Genomic DNA, 20,842 nt, shown 5'->3' with positions numbered 1-20,842 from the left:
GGTTTCCGTTGATCGGTTGCTGGTGTTCGCGGCGATGTCGTTGTTGTGCTGCTATAGCAACACAAAGTACACACGGGCCCCGTGACCAGGCAGGAGCCTGGGGCACTTCCGCGAGCGAGCGTGCTCAGCCGGACACGCCGTGCAGCGCGCGCTCGACGAGCGCTTCGACCGCCGGGAGGGCCGACTCGCGCTCCGCGGGGTTCAGCCCGACCCGGCTGCGCCGGTCCAGGACGTCCGCCGCGTCGAGCGCGCCTTCGTGGCGGATCGCCCAGAGCACCTCGGCGGCCGTTAGTCGCAGGCCCGGCGCGATCGGCTCCGCGAGATCCGGGTCGAACTCGGTCAACGCGGCGACGCGCGCCGCCTCGGTGCCGTACTTCGCGACCAGCCGCGCCGCCGCTTCGACGTCGGCCAGGTGCCGGCGCGGCGCGGCGCCGACCAGCGCCACGGCCGCGGTGCGCGACGGCCCAGCGGGCAGCCCGCCGGTGCGCACCGCCGCATCGACCGCGTCGGCGGCCATCTTCCGGTAGGTGGTGAGCTTTCCGCCGACCACGGTCACCACGCCCTCCGGCGAGGTCAGCACCGCGTGCCGGCGCGACAGGTCGGGCGAACCCTTGTCGCCCGGCTGCCCCAGCAGCGGCCGGAGCCCGGCGAACGAACCGAGGACGTGCTTGCGCTCCAGCGGCTGCCCCAGCACATCGCGCACGCCCGAGAGCAGGAAGTCCACATCGGACTGCGGCACCTCGGGAACGGACGGGATCGGCCCGGGCGCCGGCTCGTCGGTCAGCCCGAGCAGCGCGCGGCCGTCGGCCTGCGGCAGGAGCAGCAGGAACCGGCCCAATTCGCCCGGGATCGGCGCGACCAGCGCGGTACCGGCGATCCCGGCGGCCTCCGCGTCGACCAGCAGGTGCGATCCGCGCGATGGCCGCAGCTGGATGTCCGGCGCGAGCTCACCGGCCCAGACACCGGCCGCGTTCACCACCGAACGGGCCCGGATCCGCAGCGATTCGCCGGTCTGCTGATCCACCGCGTCGGCGCCGCCGCCGTCGAGCTTGCGCACGCGCACGCGGGTGAGGATGCGAGCGCCGAAACCGGCCGCGGTGCGCGCCAGCGCGACGACCAGGCGCGCATCGTCGACGAGCTGGCCGTCGAAGCTGATCAGGCCGCCGCGCAGGTCGGCGGAGCGCACGCCGGGGACGAGCGCGAGCGCCTCCGCGGCGGGAATCCGCCGAGGCGGCGGGAGCACGTCGGACGGGGTGCGAGCTGTGCGGCGCAGTGCGTCGCCGGCGTGCAGCCCGGCGGCGAGCACCAGCTCGGAGCGGCGCGACACGCTGCCGTGCAGCGGGATGAGCTGCGGGAGCGTCCGCACGAGGTGCGGCGCGGTGCGCGTCATCAGCACGTTGCGTTCGACGGCGCTTTCGCGCGCCAGCGCGATGTCGCCGTGCGCCAGGTAGCGCAGGCCGCCGTGCACGAGCTTGCTGGACCAGCGGGACGTTCCCCAGGCGAGGTCCTCGGCCTCCACCAGGGCGACCGTGAGCCCGCGTGCGGCCGCGTCCAGGGCCGTTCCGGCGCCGGTGACGCCACCGCCGACCACCAGCAGGTCCACCTCGTCTTCGGCGACTGCGGACAGGTCGGCGGCGCGGCGCGCGGCGTTCAGCGAGGTGGCGCGCAGCGAACCGGCGGGCAGCGGGGTGGTGATCATCGGACCTCCAGGCGGGCCGGGGAGCACGGTTTCGGTTGGAGCTGCGGGAATTCCGTGGTGCGGGCGAGGTGGTCAGGCATCGGCGGGCTCCGGGCCTAGGGCGCCGTCGAGGAGGTGCGTGAGCTCGTCGGTCAGGGCCGCCGGGTCGACGCCGTCGGCGGCGGGGTGGGCGGAGATGACGAACGACTGCACCAGCAGCAGCAGGGCGCGGGCCTGCACGGCCGGATCGGCGGGGCGGATCGAGCCGTCCTCGTGGCCCCGCGCGAGGTACTCGCGGATGAATCCCTCGGCAGCGAGCTGGGTGCTGCCGAGCCGTTCGACCAGGTAGGGCAGCAGCAGTTCGGCGTCGGTCTCCAGGACCCGCTGCAGCAGCGGTGCGGCTTGCAGCAGCCGAACGCCGTGGACCGTCGCCGAGACCAGGCGCTGCCGGCCGTTCCCGGTCGGCTGCCCGGCGTCGGCCAGCTGCAGGATCTCGCCGAACTCGACCGTCATCAGCGCGGTGACCAGGCTGTCGACGTCGGGGAATCGCCGGTACAGCGTCATCCGGCTGACTCCGGCGCGCCGCGCGATCTCCGTCAGGGTGGTGCGCCGGACGCCGTTGGCCAGCACGCACTCCCGGGCGGCGTGCAGCAGTTCGGCATCGCCGACCCGGTTGGCCGCCTGGCGGGCCGGTCGGTCTGGCGCCGACTCCTCCCGAGTGCTGTGACATTGCGACGTCATGTGTAACACTGTACTGGTGAACGGCCTGATCGAACACACCCTCCGCGGCAGCTGGACCCCATCGGGGGCCTCCGCTGCGCCGTTGTCGCCACACGCGCTGCGCTGGTTGCGCCAGCGAACCGGCCTGGCCGAGACCACGACGCCGGCGGTTCCCGCCTCGTTGCTGGAGGTCGCCGAGAGCGATCTGCCGGAAGCGGCGCGCGCCGAGCTCGCGGCCCTGATCGGCGAGCAGCAGGTGCTGACCGACCCCGCCGCACGGCTCGGCCGCGCCGGTGGGCTCTCCTACACGGACCTGATGCGCCGCCGCGGCGGCAGCAGGCTCGCGGTGCCCGACGCGGTGCTGCTGCCCACGGATCCCGAGCTGGTGCAAGGAATCCTGGAGATCTGCGTCCGGCACGGCATCGCCGTCGTCCCGTTCGGCGGCGGCACCTCGGTGGTCGGCGGCGTCGACGCGCTGCGCGGCGACAAGGTCGCGGTCGTCGCGCTGGACCTGGCGCGGCTCGACCGGCTGGTTTCGCTCGATCCGGGCTCGCGGATCGCCGTGGTGCAGGCCGGGATGCGCGCGACGGAAGCCGAATCCCTGCTGGCCGCGCACGGTTTCACGCTCGGTCACTTCCCGCAGTCCTACGAGCGGGCCACCATCGGCGGCTTCGCGGCGACCCGGTCGGCGGGGCAGGCGTCCGCCGGTTACGGCCGCTTCGAGGACATGGTCGAGGGCGTCCGGCTCGCGACACCGGTCGGCGAGTGGCGGCTCGGCGTGTCCCCGGCGTCGGCGGCGGGCCCCGACCTGCGGCAGCTGGCGGTCGGCAGCGAGGGCGCGCTCGGCGTGATCACCGAGGTGGCGCTGCGCGTCCGGCCCGTGCCGGTCCGGAGCCGCTACGAGGCGTTCGTGGTCGACGGCTGGCAGTCCGGCGTCGATGCGGTGCGGGCGCTCGCGCAGGGGCGCGAGCTGGCGGACGTCACGCGTCTGTCCGATGTGGACGAAACCGATGTGCAGCTGGAGCTCTCCGGCGCGCTGAAGGCCCGAGCCTTGAAGACCTACTTGCGCGGCAAGGGAATCCGGCAGCCCTGCCTGCTGGTGCTCGGCTGGGACGCGGCCTCGCGTGCGGAGCTGAAGCAGCGCCGATCGGCGACTTTGCGCGCATTGCGCGGAATCCGCACGGTTCGGTTGGGCCGTCCGGTCGGTGAGGCCTGGCGATCCCACCGGTTCTCGGGGCCGCGGCAGCGCGACGCGCTGCTGGATCGCGGCGTGTGCGTGGAGACGCTGGAGACCGCGACGCACTGGACCGATCTGAGCGAGCTGCGCTCCGCGGTCCGGACGGCGCTGGTGCGGAGCCTGCAGGCCAACGGCAAGTCGCCGATCGTGATGTGCCACATCTCGCACGCCTACGAGACCGGCGCCTCGCTGTACTTCACGGTGCTGGCGGCCCGCGACGCCGACGACCCGCTCGGTCAGTGGCAGCGGGCGAAGGTGGCCGCCTCGGACGCCATCGCGGGCCGCGGCACGATCACCCACCACCACGCAGTCGGCGCCGACCACCTGCCGTGGCTCGAAGCGGAGATCGGCGACGTCGGCGGCGCGGTCCTCGCGGCGGCGAAGAAGGCCGTCGACCCGACGGGAATCCTCAACCCGGGCAAGCTCATTCGGCCAGCGCGGTGATCGCGCGATAGCGGTAGCCGAGCCCGCGGTACACGCGGAGCGCGGGCTCGTTGCTCGCGTCGACCATCAGCGCCACGCCGCCGTCGCGGGCGAGCTCGGCGGCCAGGAACGCGCAGAGCGTCGTGGCCAGGCCGGCACCGCGGTGGTCGGGGTGGGTCGCGACGCCGGAGATCAGACGGAGCAGAGGCGCGGGCCAGGAATCGGCGCCGACGGCGAGCAGCGCGCCGTCGGCGCCGCGAATCCCGGCCCAGCGGCGGGCACCGGGATCGTCGGGGAACAGGTATGACGTCGGATTCGCCTTGCGCAGCAAGCTGGTGATCGTGCCTTCGTCGGCGTCGGTGAGCCACTCGACGTCCGCGGTCGGGGTGCTCGGCGGTTCGGCGGCGAGGTGCATCCACCCGAAGGTCGCGCGCACGTCCAGCCCGAGGCGCACCGCGACCTCCCGGGCGAGCTCGGCGTCGGCGAGCGGCCGGAGCCGGTCGCTGCGCACCTTCGCCATGACCTGCGACAGGAGCTCCGCCGCGTCGTCGACCGGGCCGCTGAACAGCACGCGGTCGTGCCGGCACAGCTTCGGCGCGTAGACGGCCACGGCGCCGCTGTGCCGCCACGCGGCCCCGGCCTCGTGCGGATACTCCGGCGTCAACGCCTGCGCGCCCCAACGCACCAGCAGATCATCGGTGGCTCCGGCGACCTCTTCGGCGGATAACAGCTCCTGCATGCCCCGATCATCCCCGGCGACTCCCGAGCGCCCGGTGCCGCACCCCGCCAACATTTCCGCAGGTCACCGCCCGTGAGTTCTTGTTGACACGATGGCATCCCGACGTACTCACGGATCGGGGAAACTAGCCGCGGAGCGCCTTGACGGTGGTGGTCAGGTCCGGGTCGGCGGCGGCGCGGTCCAAGGCGGCGGCCAGCGTCTCCAGGTAGGTGGGCCGGGCGGCCGCCTGCAGCTCGCGTCCGGCTTCGGTGATGACGCTGTAGACGCCGCGGCGGTCGGCCGGGCAGTGGTCGCGGACCGTGAGCCCGACGGTCTCCAGCCTGGCGACCAGCCGGCTCGCCGAGCTCTGGTTGAGCCCGACGGCGTCGGCGAGCTCCTGCATCCGCAGCTCGCCCTGGTCGGCGTTCGCGAGGTGGCACAGCGCCCGGTATTCCGACAAGCCGAGCCGGTGCTTGCGCTGCAGGGCCTTGGCCAGCCCGCTCTCAACCCGGCCGGACAGCGTCACGACCTGGCTCCACAGCTGATCGTCCGCGGTGGTCTCGGCCATCGGGCCTCCCAGGCGTCGCAACGGTGGTGGTTGACATCAAGGTACATGATTGCTCAACATGTGCATGTACATACAAATATTGGGGAAGGCAGCCATGACCACCACCGGCATCGAGCGAATCGCCACCACTCCCGACTGGTACGAGCCCTACCTGATCTCGCAGGCGATCAAGGCGGGCGGCTTCATCCACGCCTCCGGCCAAGCGGGCATCGACGAGCGCGGCCGCACCGTCAGCGGCGACTTCAAGGCCCAGGGCAGGCAGGCCTTCGCCAACATCGAGCGGGTGCTCGCCGCGGCCGGAGCCACCCTCGCGGACGTCGTCAAGGTGACCATCCTGGTCCGCGACATGGCCGCGAACCTGCCGGAGGTCATCGAGCTGCGCCGCGAATTCCTCGCCGAGCCGTACCCCGCCGACACGCTGCTCGAAGTGTCCTCGCTGGCCCAACCGGACTGGCAGATCGAAATCGACGCGATCGCCCTCGCCCGCTGACGTCATCGAAACTCCAGGAGAGCCCATGGCCACGACCACCAGCCCGCTGCTGCAGCCGCACCGCGGCGCGCACCTGAGCTTGCCGAACAGGATCGCGATGGCCCCGATGACGAGGGGTCGAGCCGACGACCGCACCGGTGTGCCCGCCGCGATCACCGGCGACTACTACGCCCAGCGCGCGGCCGCCGGGCTGATCGTCAGCGAGGGGATCTGGCCGAACCGGCTCGGCAAGGGCGGGCCCGGAATCCCCGGCCTGGTCACCGATCAACAGGTCGCCGGGTGGCGGCAGGTGACCGACGCCGTGCACGCGAGCGGCGGCCGCATCTTCGCCCAGCTGTGGCACGTGGGCCGGATGAGCCACCCGCGGACGCTCGGCGAGCCGCCCGTCGCACCGTCGGCCCGAACGGTTTCCGGCACGATCTTCACCGCCGACGGCTGGCTCGACCACGTCACGCCGCGCGCCATGGCCACCGCCGAGGTAGACGCCACGATCCGGGATTTCGCCGTCGCCGCGCGCAATGCGATCCTGGCGGGCTTCGACGGCGTGGAGCTGCACGGCGCCAACGGCTACCTGATCCAGCAGTTCCTCGCGGAGAACACCAACCTGCGCGGCGACGGCTACGGAGGTTCCCGCAGCGGCCGTTTGCGCCTGGCGGTGGAGGTGGTCGAAGCGATGGTCGCGGAGGTCGGCGCGGACCGCGTCGGACTGCGGATCTCGCCGGACAACCCCGAGAACGACATCGCCGAGCAGGACCCGCAGAGCACCTACCGGGCCCTGGTCGATGCCATCGAACCGTTCGGGCTCGCCTACCTGCACATCGTCGAACGCGGGAACTACCCGGCGCTGGCGGATCTGCGGCCCCGGTGGTCGGGCACGCTGATCGCGAACTTCAACGGCCCGGAGCCGACGACGCAGCCTGCCGGGGAACGAGTCCTGCAGTCCGGGCTCGCCGACGTGATGTCCTTCGGGCGGCTGTTCATCAGCAACCCGGACTTGCCGGTCAAGTTCGCGACGGGCCGGTCGCTCACGCCGGTGGACAACGACCGCGTTTACGGCGGCGGCGCGGAGGGCTACATCGACTACCCGCGCAGCTGAGTGACCAGCGGTCGGATGACCTGAACGCCTGCCCGTGAGTCTTTCGGGGCGCGATGTGGCGCCCCGGAAGACTCACGGGTCCGGTGGCTAGGCGGTGAGGGCGTCGACGGTCGGGGCGACGATGCCGAACAGGTCGCCGATGGTGGTCAGCGCGGCCGTCTGGAGGGCGGCCGCGGGCAGGACAGAGCCGTCGGGGGCGGCCAGCGGCCGGGTGGCCGTGGCCTCGGCGACGACCGTGGGGCGGTAGCCGAGGTTGAAGGCGCCCTGAGCGGTGAAGGTGACGCACATGTGGGTCATGAAGCCGGCCAGCACCAGCTCCTTGCCCGCGTCGAGCCCGCGGAGGGTCTTCTCCAGGTCGGTGTCGTGGAAGGAGTTGGGGAACTGCTTGACCACAACGGCTTCGCCGTCGACGGGCGCGACTTCGGTGCTGATGGCGCCGATCTCGGCACGGATGTCGTAGGGCGTGTTCTCGCCGCCGTCGTTGACGACGTGGACGACCGGAGCACCCGCGGCGCGGGCCGCGGCCAGCAGGCGTGCCCCGGCCGCGAGAGCGGGCTCGGCGCCTTCGAGCGTCATGACGCCGGTGCGGTAGGTGTTCTGGAAGTCGATCAGGATCAGCGTGGTGTCGGCGAGCTTGGGCAGCTGGTCGTCGAGGCCGATCACGTCGCGCAGGCTGGCGGAAGCGGTCATGGCAAGGACTCCTTCTGGGCATTGTGGATGGCGGGCACGGCCTGGCCGTGCCCGGGGAAACAGCGGGAGGGGTTCAGCTGGCGGTGCGGAACCGGCGGCGGTAGGCCGCCGGGGTGGTGCCGATCTGCTTGCGCAGGGCCCGGTGGAGCGTTTCCACCGAGCCGAGCCCGCAGGCGGAGGCGACCTGATCCAGGGGCTGGTCGGTGCTCTCCAGCAGGCGGCGGGCCGCCTCCACCCGCGCGGCCTCGACGTAGGCGGCCGGGGTGGTGCCGGTTTCCTGGCGGAAGACCCGGGCGAAGTGGCGTTCGCTCAGGCACATCCGCTCCGCGAGGGCGGCCGCGGACAGGTCGCCGGCCAGGTGATCGGCGATGAACATCCGCAGCTCGTCGATGTCCCTGCGGGAGACCGGTGGCTGGCTCAGCGGAACCGAGAACTGGCTCTGCCCGCCCTGGCGCTTGAGGTACATGACCAGCTGCCGGGCCACCGCCATGGCGACCTCCTCGCCCAGGTCCTCGGCCACCAGCGCCAGCGCGAGATCCATGCAGGCGCTGATCCCGGCCCCGGTCCACACGTCCCCGCACCGCACGAAGATCGGATCGGGATCGACCGTCACCGCCGGGTTGTCGGCCGCCAGCTGCGCGGCGGTCGACCAGTGGGTGGTGGCCGTCTTGCCGTCGAGCAGACCGGCCGCGGCCAGCAGGTGCGCACCCACGCACACCGACGCCACCCGCCGGGCCAGCGGCGCGGTCTTCTCCAGCCACGCCACCACGTCCCGGTCGATCCGGGCGACCGGACCGTCGGGGTGCAGGTCCACCGCGCCGGGCACCAGCAGCGTGTCCAGCACGCCGTCGACCTCGGCGAACGAGAGGTCCGCGAGCAGCCGCACGCCCGCAAACGTGGTCACCGCGCCGGGCGCCGGGCCCGCGAGCCGCACCTGGTAGCCCGCCCGGCCGCCGGTCTCCCGGTTGGCCAGCGCGAACACCTCGGCCGGGCCGGTGACGTCGAGGAGGTCGACGTCGGGGAAGACCGCGATGACGACGCGGCGGATCATGACCATGCATCCATGGTCACTCCGCCCGCGGATGACTGCAATGACGGTGTTCTGTCACATCCGGACATCGCTCCACGTCAGTCGCGGAGGGACAGGAGGAGCGCCGTCGCGGCGAGGGCGGCGGCGACGAGGCCCAGGTGCTGGGCGCCCGCCCACTCGATCCCGATCGCGCCGATGATGCCGGACGCCGCGATGGCCAGGTAGAGGATCGCGGCGTTGAGCGAGACCAGCACCGATGCCGAGCCCGGCGACAGCGTGATCAGCCGGTGCTGCTGCGGCGTCGTGATCGCGAAGGCCGCGATGCCGAAGAACACGATCTCCGCCGTCGCCAGGCGGAAGCTCCCGGTGGTCAGCGGCAGCACGAGCAGGCTGACCACCAGCCAGGCCAGGGCGAGCGCGACGACCTTGCGCCCGCCGATCCGGTCGGCCAGCGCGCCGGCCCCGAAGTTGCCGATCGTGCCGATCACCCCGAGCAGGAACATCAGCGCTGCCAAGCGGATTCCGCTGCCCGCGGTGGCCGGCGCGAACACGGCGGCGATGTAGGTGTACGGCAGGTACACGGCGGTGAAGCCGATGAGCGTCGTCGCCAGCACCACCAGAACCCGCCGGTCGGCCAGTGGCGCGAACCGGGCCCGAAGAGATTCGGGCGTCGGCGCCGCCACGTCGGCCGGCACCAGCCGGAGCACTCCCAACAGGCCCAGCACGGCCAGCCCGGCGACGAACCACATCGTCATCCGCCAGCCGGACACCGCTCCCAAGGCGGTGCCCAGCGGCGCGCCCAGCGCGGTCGCCGCGGTGAAACCTGTTGTCACGGCGGCGATAGCGCGGCCTCGCCGGTCTTCGGGCACCAGCGCGGACGCCGTGACCGCCGCCGTCGGCACGAACAGGCCGGCTCCCGCGGCTGCGACCACCTGCGCCGCGACCACCAGCGGGAACGACGGCGCGACCGCGGTGGCGACGTTCCCGATCAGATAGACCGCCACCGCGAGCAGCAGGACCCGGCGCCGCCGCCAGCCCGCGGTCGCGGCGGCGAGCACCGGCGCGACCAACGCGCACGTCAGCGCGAAGGCGGTCACCACCTGGCCGGCTGTGCTCATCGAGACCCGAAGGGTGCCGCTGAGCTGCGGAAGCACGCCCGCGAGCACGAACTCGCAGGTGCCGACCGCGAAGGTGCCGAACCCGAGCACCGGCACGGCCCACCGGCTCGGAGCATCCACCGCGGACGTCACTAGTGGCCGCCGATCCGGTGTGCGTACTCGGACATCGCCAGCCCGGCGGCGACGAACACGGCTGCTACCCAGGGCAGCGCGGCGGGGGAGAACGGCAGGGCCGCAGCGCCGATGACGCCGGCCAGCGACGCCGCGAGGTACCCCCCGGATGCGTTGAGCGAGATGACGAAGGGCGCCGCAGACGGTGCGGCCGCGATCAGCCGGTGCTGCTGCGGCACCGTGATGCTCCACGAGGTGAGCCCGAAGACCGCGATCGCGATGGCCGCGCCGGCCAAAGTGGCGGCGGACCAGGGCATCACCGCGAAGTTGAGCGCACTCACCACCATGGCGGCGGCGATCACCCGTCGCGCCCCGATCCGATCGGTCCAGCGGCCGGCCGCCAGGTTCCCGACGGTTGCGGCGCAGCCGGACAGGAACAGCAGCACCGCCAGCATCGTGCCGCTGCCGCCGGTCGCGGCGCCGACGATCACGCTGACGTACGTGTTGACAACGAAGATCCCGGTGAACGCGGCGACCGTGGTCAGCAGGATCGCCACGACCTTTCCGTTGCCCAGCGGCGAAAGCCGTTCGCGCAGGCTCGCGGCGGGCGGTGCCGGAACCGGCGGCAGGAGCAGCGCGACGCCGATCCCGGCGGCGACGCCGAGCGCGGCGACGAGCCACATGGTGCCGCGCCAGGTCGCGACCGTCCCGAGCAGCGTGCCGATCGGCACGCCGAGCGCGGTCGCCGCGGTGAGTCCCAGCGTCACCAGGGAAATCGCGCGTGCGCGCTGATCCGCCGGAGCGAGCGCGGCGGCGGTCGCCCCGGCGATCGGCGTGAACATCGCGGCGCCGGCGGCGGCGAGGACGCGGGTCGCGAGCACTGCGCCGTAGGTCGGTGCGAGCGCGGTGGCGATGTTGGCGACAGGGAAGACGGCGAGCGCGGCGAGCAGGACGCGGCGGCGGGGCCAGTTGCCGGTCAGCGTCGCCAGGACCGGCGAGAGCACGGCGTAGGCGATCGAGAAGACGGTCACCAGCTGCCCGGCTTCGGCGATGCCCACCTGCAGATCCGCCGAGATCTCCGGCAGGACGCCGGCGACGACGAAGGCGTCGGTGCCCACGGTGAACGTGCCCAGCGCCAGCACCGCCACCCGGAGCGGGACGCGGCCGGTGGCGGGTTCAGCGGTCTTGGTCAAGGGGGCTCCCCAAAACGGTACCGATCGTTTCCATGTGGCAGACGGTACCGATCGTTTCCGTTTCGGTGCAAGCTCGGATATCGTGGCGGTATGGCAACGCGCGCTCGGGAACGTCTCGTCGAGGCCGCGGAGCAGCTCTTCTACACGGAGGGCATCCGGGCGGTCGGAGTGGAACGGCTGGTCGCCGTTTCCGGAATCGGCCGCGCGTCGTTCTACCGGCACTTCGGCAGCAAGGACGACCTGGTCGTGACCATGCTGCGCGGCTACTCCGACGGCGTGCTGGAGTGGCTGAACGCGGAGGTCGCCCGCCGTGGCGGCGGGGCGTTGTCGATCTTCGACGCGTTCGCGGAACGGTTCGCGGCGCCGGACTTCCGCGGCTGCGCCTCGATCAACACCATGGTCGAGATGGCCGACCCGGACAGCCCGGCGCACCGCGTCGCGGCGGAGCACAAGGAAGCGGTCACCGACTACTTGGACGGCCTGCTGAAGGAGGCGGGCCACCGCCGGCACCGGCAGCTGGCGGAACAGCTGATGCTGCTGATCGACGGGGCCAACGTCACCGCCCTGCGCGAGCGAACGGCAGAACCGGCCAAGCGCGCCAAGGCAATCGCCAAGTCCCTGCTGGACGCCGACGCCTGAGCAGGCCCGCAGCGTGCCGGGATGTCGCCGTTTTCGCGCGAAACCGCCGTTCTCCGTGAGGTAGGGCGGCGATTTCGCGCGAAATCGCCCAGCGTTTCCGGATCTCGGCTCGGCGTTGATGGGCCCGTCGCCGGATCAGCGGTGGCCGTCGCGGTGCGCCGGTAGCGCCGCTGCCGCGAACCCGGCCGCGACGAGAACCCCCGCGCTGGCAAGGAATGCCGTGGCGTAATCCACCGGGGCCTGAGGGGCCTGGGTGCCGGAGATGGAGATCAGCGCGGCGAGCCCGAAAGCGCCGCCGATCTGTTTGGTGGTGTTCATCAGGCCGGCGACGGCGCCGGCATCGGTGGCGCCCACTCCGGCGGTGACCGTGGTCGTGAGCGGTGTGTTCAGCAGGCCACCGCCGAAGGAGAGGACGAGCGCCGGGCCGAGGATTCCGGCCAGGTATCCGCTGTCCGCGGCGATGCGGCTCTGCCACGCGAAACCGGCCGCAGCGATCAGCGCGCCGACGACGATCAAGGTGCGGCCGGTGGTATGGCGCATCAGCCAGGGCGTGAGGCGCCAGCCGACCGCGATGGTCACGAGCGTGTGCGGCAGGAAGCCGAGGCCCGTTTGCAGGGCGGTGTAGTGCAGCACGTCCTGCATGTAGAGCGTGAGGAAGTACCACATCGGCGCTTGGAAGCAGGCTCCTACCAGCAACATCACCGCGTTGCCGAGGGCGATCGAGCGGTTCCGGAACAGCCGCGGCGGCACCAGCGGTGAGCTCGCGAATCGGCTCTCGACCACCGCGAAGAGCGCCAGCGCGGCGGCTCCGGCGGCGAGCGGCACCAGCGTGAGCGGGGCGGTCCAACCGAGCGGGACGTTCGTGACGCCGTAGGTCAGGCAGGTGAGGCCCGTGGTGGCGAGGATCGAGCCGGGTAGGTCCAGGCGCGTCCCGCGCGCCGGGCGGGGAGGGTCGGCGGCCAGCACGCGGGCTGCGGAAACCAGTGCCAGCGCGCCGATCGGCACGTTGATCAGCAAGGTCGCCCGCCAGGACAGGTACTCGGTGAGGATGCCGCCGACGAGGTTGCCCGCGGCGGCGCCCGCCACGCTGACCGCGGTCCAGGTCGCCAGCGCCTTCGTCCGATGTGGACCTTCGGTGAACGTCGTCGTCACCATGCTGAGGGTGGCCGGGGCGAGCACCGCCGCGCCGAGTCCTTGCGCGGCGCGTGCGGCGATCAACGTGGCGGGATCGGTGGCCAGGCCGCCCGCCAGGCTCGCCGCGGAGAACGCCGCGAGCCCGGCCAGGAAGATCCGCCGGCGACCGTGCAGATCGGCTAATCGCCCGCCCAGCAGCAGGAATCCGCCGAAGGTCAGCAGGTAGCCGTTCGCCACCCACTGCAGGGATTCCGGGGTGAACCCCAGCTCGGCCTGGATCGAGGGGAGCGCGACGTTGATCACCGAGACGTCGAGCACGACCATCAGCTGCGCCGCGCAGGCCAGCGCGAGCACCGCGCCGGCGGCTCGTTCCTGCCGCATCGAGTCCTCCACCGTTGATGATACGTCTGTATCAGATACACTTGTATCACAAAGGAGGGAGGCGCATTGCCGAAGACCGTCGACCACGACCAACGGCGGGCCCAGATAGCCGAGGGCCTGGTGCGGGTGGCCGCACGCGAGGGGCTGCACGCGGTGACGATGCGTTCGGTGGCCGCCGAAGCCGGCGTCTCGCTGCGGCTGGTGCAGTACTACTTCCAGACCAAGGCCCAGCTGATGCACGACGCCCTGCGCCACCTGGAACGGCAGAGCCACGAGCGGTGGGCGGCGCGGCTGGCGCGGATGCCGAGCCCGCCGTCGGGTCGCGCCTTCGTCGAAGCGTTCCTCGCCGAGGCGCTGCCGACCGACGAGGCGAGCCGGGCGTTCCACCTCGTCGGCACGTCATATGCGGTGCTGGCGATGACCGACCCGGAACTCGCCGACCAGCCCTTCGTCGCGGGCCTCAACCACCTCGAAGAACAGCTCGCCGAGGCCCTGCGCAAGGCTCAAGCCGACGGCGAGCTGTCGGAAAACCGCGACGCATCAGTGGAAGCGGCTCGCCTGATCGCGCTCAACCACGGGCTGGGCACGGCGATGCTCGTCGGACAACGCACCGGGCAATACGCGGAAGCCGTGCTGCGCCACCACCTCGACGAACTCTTCACCGCCTCAGGCGAGCCCTGACGATCGTTCCCGCAGGTCAGGACCCGTGCGTGTTTTGCGTCGCTATAGAGCCTGTTTCCAAACTCGTCCTGCTTAGCGGTGCGGGTGGCGGAACCTCAGAGGCCTTCTCGGCTGTGGGATCCCCGACTTATGTATGACCAATACGCGGCATCGGGGCTGTCCTCGCGAGAAGACCTCTGAGAACCCGCAGCGGTGCCGGTTGTGTAGGTGGGCTAAGCGGCTGCGCCGCTTCAAATACAAAACGCCCGCGTTACCACATCCGCACGTCACCACATCCAAAACAGCCTCTATAGCAGCACAAAACACACACGGGTCCAGCCGGGCGGAACGCAGGCCCTGGCCTGGTCAGGAATCCTTCTTGCGGCGAGGTCGGAGGCTCGCGGCGAAGCGGGGCTTTTCGAGCGCGTTGTAGAGCGCCATGAACGCCTGCTGGACATCGCGGCGGGAATCGTCCGGTGTGGACGGTGCGGCCTTGTGGTCGGGGTCGGGCATGCTCTTGACCTGCATCCACCGCTCGTTCCACAGCGCTTCCATCGCGGCGTTCCACCGCTTCCGCATGTCGTCGACCACCTTCTCGCGCTGCTCGTCGGCGGCCTCCCGGCGCTGCCGCCCCGCGGCGACCGCCTCGCCCAGCTCACCGGCTCGCTCGCGCTCGTGCCGGCGCAGCTGCTGCGCGGCCGTGGTGGCCCGGGCGGTGATCTCCTTGTACCGCTCCGCGGCCGGAATCTGCTCAGTCACCGGCTTCCTCCCGGATCTCGCACCGCTCGTCCGCCGATCGCGGGGCCGGGACCGCCGGCACCGGCTTCGCCTGGTCGCCGAGGTCGAACGGCAGGATCACCTCGGGCCGGGAGTGCACCGCGCGGTCGAAGAACAGGCCGCGCCGCGCCCGCGGCGACCAGTTGACGACCTGCCCTGCCGCGAACGCGGCCAGTTCCTGGCCGTGCACGTCGAAGGCGACCCAGGCGCCGATGTCGTCGACCGGGCCCATGCCCAGGGTGTTCTTCACGCGCTGCGCGCTGCGCCACCAGCCGATCACGTGCACCCGCAATTCCGGGCCCTGCTTGAGGATCTTCCGGAGGTGGTCCAGCCCGCTGACGCGGGTGGTCGGATCCTTGCGCTCCAGCGTGGTGTGCGCCGCGTCGGCGGCGTAGAGCACCAGGCAGTGCGGCCGGTCGGCGCCGGATCGTTGGTCGATCGTCTCGGCGGTGGCGGCCAGCGCGGCCTCGATGCCGTCCAGGCCGACCAGTTCGACGTCGTGGCCGTCGCTGCGCAACGCTTCGGCGACGCCGCGGGCGTCGTCGTCCACGTCGTCGAGCAGGGCGGCGATGGTGAACTTGATGCTGCCCGGAACGTATTGGCGCGCGAGGGAAAGCGTCGCCGTGCCGAGCACGCTGGTCGCATCCGCCAGCACCGAGCCGATCACCGCGATGTTGCGTCCCGGCGAGCGCACCAGCCGAACCGCGGCGGCCGTGCCGTTGACGTCGATGATCTGCCCGAGCAGGACCTTCGGCACCGCCGCCGGTGCCCGAAGCTTCGCATAATCGTCCAGTGTGGACAGATTGGGCAGGTTCGAGCCGTCGAACAACCGCGGTGGCGGGGCGTTCTCGTCGCGCCGCTTCCAGAGTTCCTGCTGCAGCGCGTCGAAGGTGTTCTTCGCGGTGGCGTCCGGGATGCGCGCGATCTCGTTGCCGTGCTTGACGCCCGACTCGTGGTTGACGACCGCGTGCCAGCGGGGCAACTCCAGCGCCGCGTTGTTCTGTTCGGCCAGCACCCGCCGCGCCTTGGGCAGCGCGATCCGCAGGATGAACTGCTCGAAGATCGCCGGCTTGCCCCAGAACGCCTCGATCCCGGACACGTCCTGGCTGGCCAGCACCAGGTGGATGCCCTGCGAGCGGCCGCGCCGCGCGACGTCCTCCAGCAGCGTGGCGGCCTGAGCGGTCACCGGGTCTCGCTCGGCGAAGAGGTACTGGAACTCGTCGATCACGGCGACGATCCGCGGCCACCGACCGTTCGGGTCCTCGGCGCGCAGCTCCTCCAGCTTGGTGACCTCGTGCTCCTTGGCGGACTCCGCACGCCGCCGCATCTCGTCGGCCAGGAACCGCAGCAGCGCCAGCCCGAACTCGCGGTCGGTGTTGACGTTCACCCCGACCAGCTGCGCGTGCGGCAGCCAGCTCGGGTCGCGGCGGCCCGGAGTGAACTGGGCGAACGAGACGCCCTCCTTGAAGTCCAGCAGGTAGAGCTCCAGCTCGTCCGGCGAATACCGGGCGGCGAGCCCGCCGAGCATGCCGTAGAGGAAGTTCGTCTTGCCCGAGCCGCTGGGGCCGCCGATCAGCGTGTGCGGGCTGCCGTCGCCGAGGGTGATCCACACCGGCTCGCCCTCGTTGAACCCGACCGGCGCGTGCAGCCCGGCCGTCGAGCGCTGCGTCCACAGCTGGTCCGGTACCAGGTCGTCGAAGGTCCGCACCCGGGCCCGCCGGGCGAGGAACGCCTCCGCGATCGCTGAGCACGCCTTGGTGACCTCGTTGCGCGACGGCGATTCGTCCAGCTGCACAACGGCTTCCGGACCGGTCATGCTGGTGCGCGCCCGGTCGCCGCCGAGCAGCCTGATGGACTCGATCGCGCTGTTCACGGTCAGCGAGAGGTCCACGACGATCAGCTGGATGCCGCAGGCCAGGCCGTTGCGCGCGATCCGCTGCAGCTGTTGCTGCTGATCCTCGCGCAGGGCCTCGCCGTTGCCGAACAGCACCGCGATCCGCCACGGCTCCGAGCGGTGCCCGCTGTCGGCGGCCAGCGAGCGCAGCGAGGTGTGGCCGCCCACCAGCGAGCTGGTGTGGATCCGCCGGATGTGGTCGGAGAGCGCTTCGAGCATCTCGTCGAGCCGGGTCGGATCGTGCGCGGTGAGCAGGCCCGCGCGGGTCAGCGGGTAGAGCCCGGGCAGCGTTCCGGTCAGCTGCGCGACGTCCCAGACGTGGATGCGCACCAGGCCGGGCTGGAAATGGCTGAGCAGCCGCAGCAGCAGGTTCTGCACCAGGGCTTCGGCGGAATCCGGGTTGCCGTCGGTGACGATCCGCAGGTGCGACTCGTCCAGCAGCGGGATGGCGGCCGGGAACGGTTGCGGGTCGGGCGAATCCGGGACGGTCGCGGTGCCGATCCGCCACAGCTCGGGCGGCGGCGCGGCGGCGTCCCGGGTGCCGAGCTCGCCGAGCCACTCCGGCCACGGAAGTCCCGCGGTACCGGGAGCGGCCTCCGCGACGAGCCCGCCGAGCTGCTCCGGGCCCTGCTCGGTCCACTCGGCGTAGATCTCCGCCCGCTCGCGCAGCGCTTCGCGCATCGCGGCCTGGAAAACCGGGTCCTCGGCGTCGGCGATCTCCGCCGGCTCGCGTTCCGCTGCGGCCACCCCGACCTGGGCGATGCGCAGCGCGAACTCCTGTTGCGCGCATTCGGCGAGGATGCGGGCGTGTTCCTGCTCGGCGGCGCCGAGCGCGGAGGCGATGCTGGTGCGCAGGCGCCCGAAGGCCGCTTCGATCCGACTCCGCCGCTCGTTGCGTTTACCCACGCCCCACCTCGGAACCCGTGTTACAGACCGTGATCAAAATACCACTCGACGAGGAGCCGGGCAGGCCCCTGGGGCACCCATGCACGAGGGCGAATGTGGCGCGGTTGAGCGCCGAAAGCCGAAAACGCCCGCGCGTACTACAACCGGGTGGCGAAGTCGCGCACCGTGTCGAGGACGTGCTCGATCATCCCCTGAGATCGCTCGATCTGGTCATCCGCGCGGTGCAGGCCCGGCGGCACCACCGTCTCCGGGTGTTCCGGGTCGAGCTTCGCCAGCGCCTGCTCCGCCTCGGCTAGAGCGGTGCGGCTGGTGTTGAGGTGGGCGCCCGCGTCCGCCAGGTGTTCCTCCACGAGGCGCAACGTCTGGATCAGTTCGTCGAGTGTCGACACGGTGCCACAGAGCCTGTCTACGAGATCGGGTTGGACTTCTGTCGTTTCGGCGGTGTGACGATTTCGCGCGAGACCGTCACCCGGTACGCGTGGAGGACGGCGGTTTCGCGTGAAACCGCCGTCCCGCGGAACGGCCGGAAACTAGAGGCGGCCCGCGTAGCCCTCGGTGGAGTTGATCGTGCCGTTGATCGTGGCCTGCGCGCCGCTGATCGTCTGCATCACCTCGGCGAGCTCGCCGTGCGCGCGCTGCATCTCCTCCTGGGTGCTGCCCTGGGTGGCGGTGAGCAGGGCCGACTGCGCCTCTTCGAGCGCGAGGTTGCCCTGTTGCAGTGCGGCGATGCTTTCCTGCATCTTCTGATTCGCCAAGGCAATTCCCGCGCGAACTTCTTCGACGCCCGCCATCTGGACTCTGAACCTCCGTGGTGCACAACGCTGTATCGGTCCACAAGTTAGCGCCCGGTGATGGCGACGGCGCAGGCAGGTGGGTGCGGATGATCACGACTCGATCGCGGTGCGTGACGACCAGCGGAATTGATCACCCGACCGGAAGAGGCCGGCGCTGAAATGCGCGTTTTGCCCGATACCGGCTCGTCAGCCGCGCCCGGTGGCGTCCACAGTGGAGCTCGGTTCGCCGGCTTCCGCGTCGATCGCGGACACCTCGATGGCCGCGACGCCGGACGGCGGCGTCGGCGCGGCCGACCACCGGGCGGTGGCGCAGTGCTCGTCGACGCGCAGCCGCGACCAGCCGTTGCCGCCGAGGGCCGAAACCGCGCCGAGCACGATTTCCGGCAGGTCGCCGAGCGCCGGCCCGAGGTCCATCGCGACCCGCACCAGCGGCGGATCCACCGAGTACTCGGTGATCGTCGCCGTGCGCGAGAGGCGGCTGGCCACCGCCCGCGCCGGCCACTCCGCGCCCGCCCGCCGTTCGGTGACCACGTCCACGAGCAGCCGCAGCCGCGGGCGCGGATTCCCGCGCTCGTCCAGATCGCCGATGCTCTCGGGCACCTCCGCCGGCGGTTCGTCGGGGTCGCCGGGGTCGGACCTGCCGAACAGGATCGACCCGCCGGACCACGCCTCGACCAGCAGCCGCTCTCCGCCGTCGACCAGATCGCCCACCAGCTCCGGGTGCTCCACCACCGTCCACGCCGTCGGCGGTTCGCAGGACACCCGGTGCCTGGCGTAGTCGGGGCCGAGCTCGCGCAGGAAGTTGCGCACCGCGCGGGACAACCCGGCCACGTGCTGCCCGGTTTCCGCGCTGGCCCGGCTGATCGTGACCGACCAGCAGCCAGGCTCCTCGTCGGAGCAGTCCCCGGACGCCACGATCCGGCCGCCGATTCGTCGCACCAGCCCGTGGCAGGCGGCGCGCGCGGAGGACTCGTCGTCGGCCGCGACGACAACGGTGATCAGCAATTCGAGCTCGGTGTTCTCAGCCATCGCGAGAAGCATTCTCGCGCACTGAACCCGAACGTCGAACGGATGATCAGGTGAAGTCGCGACGAGCCGGCGGCGGCATGTGCCCGACGACACAGCCGGCCGGTTTGACCTTCACACTGATGTGACGGTTGGAGCATGGCCGCAACACCCCGGAAAACACCGCGACAGCAGGGAATTCCCGCCGCGGCAGCCCATCAGGAGGCGGCAGTGCACAACCAGCTCTTCGACTACAGCCCGATCGTCGACCGCGCGCCCGTGCGTTGGCCGGGCGGCGCCAAGCTGGCGTTCTACGTGGGCCTGAACGTCGAGCACTACGAGATCGACCGGCCGTCCACCAGCATCTTCGCCGGAACCAGGGAGCTGGCGCCCGACCCGCTGAACTACGGCTGGCGGGACTACGGCCCGCGGGTCGGCATCTGGCGGCTGGTGGACATCTTCGACCGGCACGGCATCCGGCCCAGCGTGCTGCTGAACTCCGACGTCACCGAGCACTACCCGCAGATCGTCGAAGCGGGCAAGCAGCGCGACTGGGCCTGGCTGGCGCACGGCAAGAACAACTCGATCCTGCAGGCGAACATGCCGGTCGACGAGGAGCGCGCCTACCTACGTGACGTGGTCGACACCATCGAAGCCGCGACCGGCACCCGCCCGCGCGGGTGGATGGGGCCGGGGCTCACCGAAACGTTCCACACGCCCGAGCTGCTCGCCGAGCTCGGCCTGCGCTACGTGCTGGACTGGAGCAACGACGACCAGCCGTACCGGCTGAACGTGCCCGGCATGCTCAGCGTGCCCTACCAGACCGAGCTCAACGACGTGACGCTGTTCGTGGGCACCGGGGTGAGCGGCCCGGACTTCCTGCAGGCGGTCAAGGACCAGTTCGACCAGCTCTACGCGGAGTCGGCGGACAGCGGGCGGGTGATGTCGCTGGCGCTGCACCCGTTCGTCATCGGCCAGCCGTTCCGGGCCAAGTACCTGGACCAGGCGCTGGAGTACATCACCGGCCACGAGGGCGTGTGGCTGACCACGAGCGACGAGATCGCCGAGCACCACGCCCGCTCGACCGGCCCGGCCGCGCCTCGCGATTGATCCCAGGGGTGGGAAATGTCGTTGAGCCCGTGGCTGCCGTTCGAGAAGACTTGGGCTCTCGACATTTCGTGCCGCTGGATCCCGACGGCATGGCCGGCGGATGGCTGTACGTGGTGGTCGAGGCCCGTACCGGCGTCGTCTACCAGCAGCAGCACGGCGGCACCGCTTGCCAGCAGGGGCAGGTGGAGGGCTTCCTGGTGCCGACGTTCGGCGCTGATGCGCTGGACGCGCTTCGCGAGCTGTTCGAGGCGCCGGCACGTGGAACCTGACGTGGCCGGACGAGGAGCGCGGCAGGCTGCGCGGGATCGTCGAAGGCATCCCGCACTGGTCATCCGACGGGCGCACCGAGAACTTGCGCGTCCTGAAGCTGGACGAGAGCCGGATCGGTGAAGCCGATGAGGCTTGGGTGCCGGTGGTCACGCCGGACGGCCCCGGAGTGTTGCTGTGGTTCAACTCGGACTGAACGAGAC

The 20,842-nt window shown here is 71.5% G+C and carries 20 protein-coding genes and 1 pseudogene; 7 read left to right on the top strand and 14 right to left on the bottom strand.

Translation table 11 applies throughout. From position 1 onward, the window contains the following. Positions 1-124 precede the first annotated feature (124 nt). Positions 125-1,699 carry a glycerol-3-phosphate dehydrogenase/oxidase gene (locus AB0I53_RS14750; protein WP_358601924.1) on the bottom strand — a complete coding sequence of 525 codons (1,575 nt, stop codon included), beginning with the start codon at positions 1,697-1,699 and terminating at the stop codon, positions 125-127. 72 nt (positions 1,700-1,771) lie between these two features. Then, complete coding sequence (locus AB0I53_RS14745) at positions 1,772-2,419, bottom strand: TetR/AcrR family transcriptional regulator (RefSeq protein WP_358601921.1); 648 nt, start codon at positions 2,417-2,419, stop codon at positions 1,772-1,774. A gap of 16 nt (positions 2,420-2,435) precedes the next feature. On the opposite strand from AB0I53_RS14745, the gene AB0I53_RS14740 reads away from it, so the two are divergent. After that, complete coding sequence (locus AB0I53_RS14740; protein ID WP_358601941.1) at positions 2,436-4,079, top strand: FAD-binding oxidoreductase; 1,644 nt, start codon at positions 2,436-2,438, stop codon at positions 4,077-4,079. Here the strand turns inward: AB0I53_RS14740 and AB0I53_RS14735 are convergent. Further along, a complete protein-coding gene (locus AB0I53_RS14735; RefSeq protein ID WP_358601919.1) occupies positions 4,060-4,797 on the bottom strand; it encodes a GNAT family N-acetyltransferase in 738 nt (245 codons plus the stop codon). The two genes, AB0I53_RS14740 and AB0I53_RS14735, sit on opposite strands and share 20 nt — an antisense overlap. 124 nt (positions 4,798-4,921) lie before the next feature. Next, positions 4,922-5,344: a MarR family transcriptional regulator gene (locus tag AB0I53_RS14730; RefSeq protein WP_358601916.1), complete on the bottom strand. Its 423-nt coding sequence runs from the start codon at positions 5,342-5,344 to the stop codon at positions 4,922-4,924. A 94-nt stretch (positions 5,345-5,438) separates the two neighbouring features. Between AB0I53_RS14730 and AB0I53_RS14725 the strand changes: the two genes are divergently transcribed. Together AB0I53_RS14725 and AB0I53_RS14720 are read left to right on the top strand one after the other, a co-directional pair. After that, positions 5,439-5,834: a RidA family protein gene (locus AB0I53_RS14725; protein ID WP_358601913.1), complete on the top strand. Its 396-nt coding sequence runs from the start codon at positions 5,439-5,441 to the stop codon at positions 5,832-5,834. Between the two features lie 25 nt (positions 5,835-5,859). Further along, complete coding sequence (locus AB0I53_RS14720; protein ID WP_358601909.1) at positions 5,860-6,930, top strand: alkene reductase; 1,071 nt, start codon at positions 5,860-5,862, stop codon at positions 6,928-6,930. 87 nt (positions 6,931-7,017) lie between these two features. On the opposite strand, the gene AB0I53_RS14715 is transcribed toward AB0I53_RS14720, so the two are convergent. The 4 genes from AB0I53_RS14715 to AB0I53_RS14700 all read right to left on the bottom strand — a co-directional run bounded on the left by AB0I53_RS14715 (position 7,018) and on the right by AB0I53_RS14700 (position 11,072). Then, entirely contained in the window at positions 7,018-7,620 is a 603-nt protein-coding gene (locus AB0I53_RS14715; RefSeq protein WP_358601906.1) for an isochorismatase family protein, read from the bottom strand. A gap of 73 nt (positions 7,621-7,693) precedes the next feature. After that, positions 7,694-8,677, bottom strand: a complete 984-nt coding sequence (locus AB0I53_RS14710) for a helix-turn-helix domain-containing protein (protein WP_358601903.1) — start codon at positions 8,675-8,677, stop codon at positions 7,694-7,696. Positions 8,678-8,748: 71 nt separating this feature from the next. After that, the gene (locus AB0I53_RS14705) at positions 8,749-9,888 is read right to left on the bottom strand and encodes an MFS transporter (RefSeq protein WP_358601900.1); all 1,140 of its coding nucleotides are present in this window, start codon (positions 9,886-9,888) and stop codon (positions 8,749-8,751) included. A gap of 11 nt (positions 9,889-9,899) precedes the next feature. Next, positions 9,900-11,072, bottom strand: a complete 1,173-nt coding sequence (locus AB0I53_RS14700) for an MFS transporter (protein ID WP_358601897.1) — start codon at positions 11,070-11,072, stop codon at positions 9,900-9,902. A 90-nt stretch (positions 11,073-11,162) separates the two neighbouring features. Between AB0I53_RS14700 and AB0I53_RS14695 the strand changes: the two genes are divergently transcribed. Continuing rightward, positions 11,163-11,711: a helix-turn-helix domain-containing protein gene (locus AB0I53_RS14695; RefSeq protein ID WP_358601894.1), complete on the top strand. Its 549-nt coding sequence runs from the start codon at positions 11,163-11,165 to the stop codon at positions 11,709-11,711. Between the two features lie 135 nt (positions 11,712-11,846). On the opposite strand, the gene AB0I53_RS14690 is transcribed toward AB0I53_RS14695, so the two are convergent. Beyond that, the gene (locus tag AB0I53_RS14690) at positions 11,847-13,226 is read right to left on the bottom strand and encodes an MFS transporter (RefSeq protein WP_358601891.1); all 1,380 of its coding nucleotides are present in this window, start codon (positions 13,224-13,226) and stop codon (positions 11,847-11,849) included. A 66-nt stretch (positions 13,227-13,292) separates the two neighbouring features. Here AB0I53_RS14690 and AB0I53_RS14685 point away from each other — a divergent pair, with 66 nt between their 5' ends. Beyond that, a complete protein-coding gene (locus AB0I53_RS14685) occupies positions 13,293-13,907 on the top strand; it encodes a TetR family transcriptional regulator C-terminal domain-containing protein (protein WP_358601889.1) in 615 nt (204 codons plus the stop codon). 345 nt (positions 13,908-14,252) lie between these two features. Here the strand turns inward: AB0I53_RS14685 and AB0I53_RS14680 are convergent, their stop codons facing one another. From AB0I53_RS14680 to AB0I53_RS14660, 5 genes are all read right to left on the bottom strand, one after another. Then, complete coding sequence (locus tag AB0I53_RS14680; protein ID WP_358601886.1) at positions 14,253-14,645, bottom strand: hypothetical protein; 393 nt, start codon at positions 14,643-14,645, stop codon at positions 14,253-14,255. Beyond that, complete coding sequence (locus AB0I53_RS14675; RefSeq protein ID WP_358601883.1) at positions 14,638-17,463, bottom strand: FtsK/SpoIIIE domain-containing protein; 2,826 nt, start codon at positions 17,461-17,463, stop codon at positions 14,638-14,640. The genes AB0I53_RS14680 and AB0I53_RS14675 overlap by 8 nt, the downstream gene beginning before the upstream one ends. 137 nt (positions 17,464-17,600) lie before the next feature. Continuing rightward, positions 17,601-17,852, bottom strand: a complete 252-nt coding sequence (locus AB0I53_RS14670) for a hypothetical protein (protein ID WP_358601880.1) — start codon at positions 17,850-17,852, stop codon at positions 17,601-17,603. Positions 17,853-17,993: 141 nt separating this feature from the next. Then, the gene (locus AB0I53_RS14665; protein WP_358601879.1) at positions 17,994-18,254 is read right to left on the bottom strand and encodes a hypothetical protein; all 261 of its coding nucleotides are present in this window, start codon (positions 18,252-18,254) and stop codon (positions 17,994-17,996) included. A gap of 189 nt (positions 18,255-18,443) precedes the next feature. Beyond that, on the bottom strand, positions 18,444-19,286 hold the full coding sequence (locus AB0I53_RS14660; protein ID WP_358601877.1) for a hypothetical protein: 843 nt from the start codon (positions 19,284-19,286) through the stop codon (positions 18,444-18,446). A 207-nt stretch (positions 19,287-19,493) separates the two neighbouring features. On the opposite strand from AB0I53_RS14660, the gene AB0I53_RS14655 reads away from it, so the two are divergent. Together AB0I53_RS14655 and AB0I53_RS14650 are read left to right on the top strand one after the other, a co-directional pair. After that, complete coding sequence (locus AB0I53_RS14655; RefSeq protein ID WP_358601875.1) at positions 19,494-20,372, top strand: polysaccharide deacetylase family protein; 879 nt, start codon at positions 19,494-19,496, stop codon at positions 20,370-20,372. Between the two features lie 89 nt (positions 20,373-20,461). Continuing rightward, positions 20,462-20,835, top strand: a pseudogene (locus AB0I53_RS14650) (DUF6210 family protein). The last annotated feature ends 7 nt before the right edge of the window (positions 20,836-20,842 follow it).

The sequence above is a fragment of the Saccharopolyspora sp. NPDC050389 genome (genome assembly GCF_040655595.1).
Taxonomy (GTDB): domain Bacteria; phylum Actinomycetota; class Actinomycetes; order Mycobacteriales; family Pseudonocardiaceae; genus Saccharopolyspora.
The sequence above is the reverse complement of the archived record's forward strand: the minus strand, read 5'-3'. Positions and strand labels throughout refer to the sequence as shown.

Coding starts and splice junctions, on each gene's coding strand:
- AB0I53_RS14750 (WP_358601924.1), bottom strand. CDS start 1,699: ATGATCACCACCCCGCTGCCCGCCGGTTCGCTGCGCGCCACCTCGCTG.
- AB0I53_RS14745 (WP_358601921.1), bottom strand. CDS start 2,419: ATGACGTCGCAATGTCACAGCACTCGGGAGGAGTCGGCGCCAGACCGA.
- AB0I53_RS14735 (WP_358601919.1), bottom strand. CDS start 4,797: ATGCAGGAGCTGTTATCCGCCGAAGAGGTCGCCGGAGCCACCGATGAT.
- AB0I53_RS14730 (WP_358601916.1), bottom strand. CDS start 5,344: ATGGCCGAGACCACCGCGGACGATCAGCTGTGGAGCCAGGTCGTGACG.
- AB0I53_RS14725 (WP_358601913.1), top strand. CDS start 5,439: ATGACCACCACCGGCATCGAGCGAATCGCCACCACTCCCGACTGGTAC.
- AB0I53_RS14720 (WP_358601909.1), top strand. CDS start 5,860: ATGGCCACGACCACCAGCCCGCTGCTGCAGCCGCACCGCGGCGCGCAC.
- AB0I53_RS14715 (WP_358601906.1), bottom strand. CDS start 7,620: ATGACCGCTTCCGCCAGCCTGCGCGACGTGATCGGCCTCGACGACCAG.
- AB0I53_RS14710 (WP_358601903.1), bottom strand. CDS start 8,677: ATGGTCATGATCCGCCGCGTCGTCATCGCGGTCTTCCCCGACGTCGAC.
- AB0I53_RS14695 (WP_358601894.1), top strand. CDS start 11,163: ATGGCAACGCGCGCTCGGGAACGTCTCGTCGAGGCCGCGGAGCAGCTC.
- AB0I53_RS14690 (WP_358601891.1), bottom strand. CDS start 13,226: ATGCGGCAGGAACGAGCCGCCGGCGCGGTGCTCGCGCTGGCCTGCGCG.
- AB0I53_RS14665 (WP_358601879.1), bottom strand. CDS start 18,254: ATGGCGGGCGTCGAAGAAGTTCGCGCGGGAATTGCCTTGGCGAATCAG.
- AB0I53_RS14660 (WP_358601877.1), bottom strand. CDS start 19,286: ATGGCTGAGAACACCGAGCTCGAATTGCTGATCACCGTTGTCGTCGCG.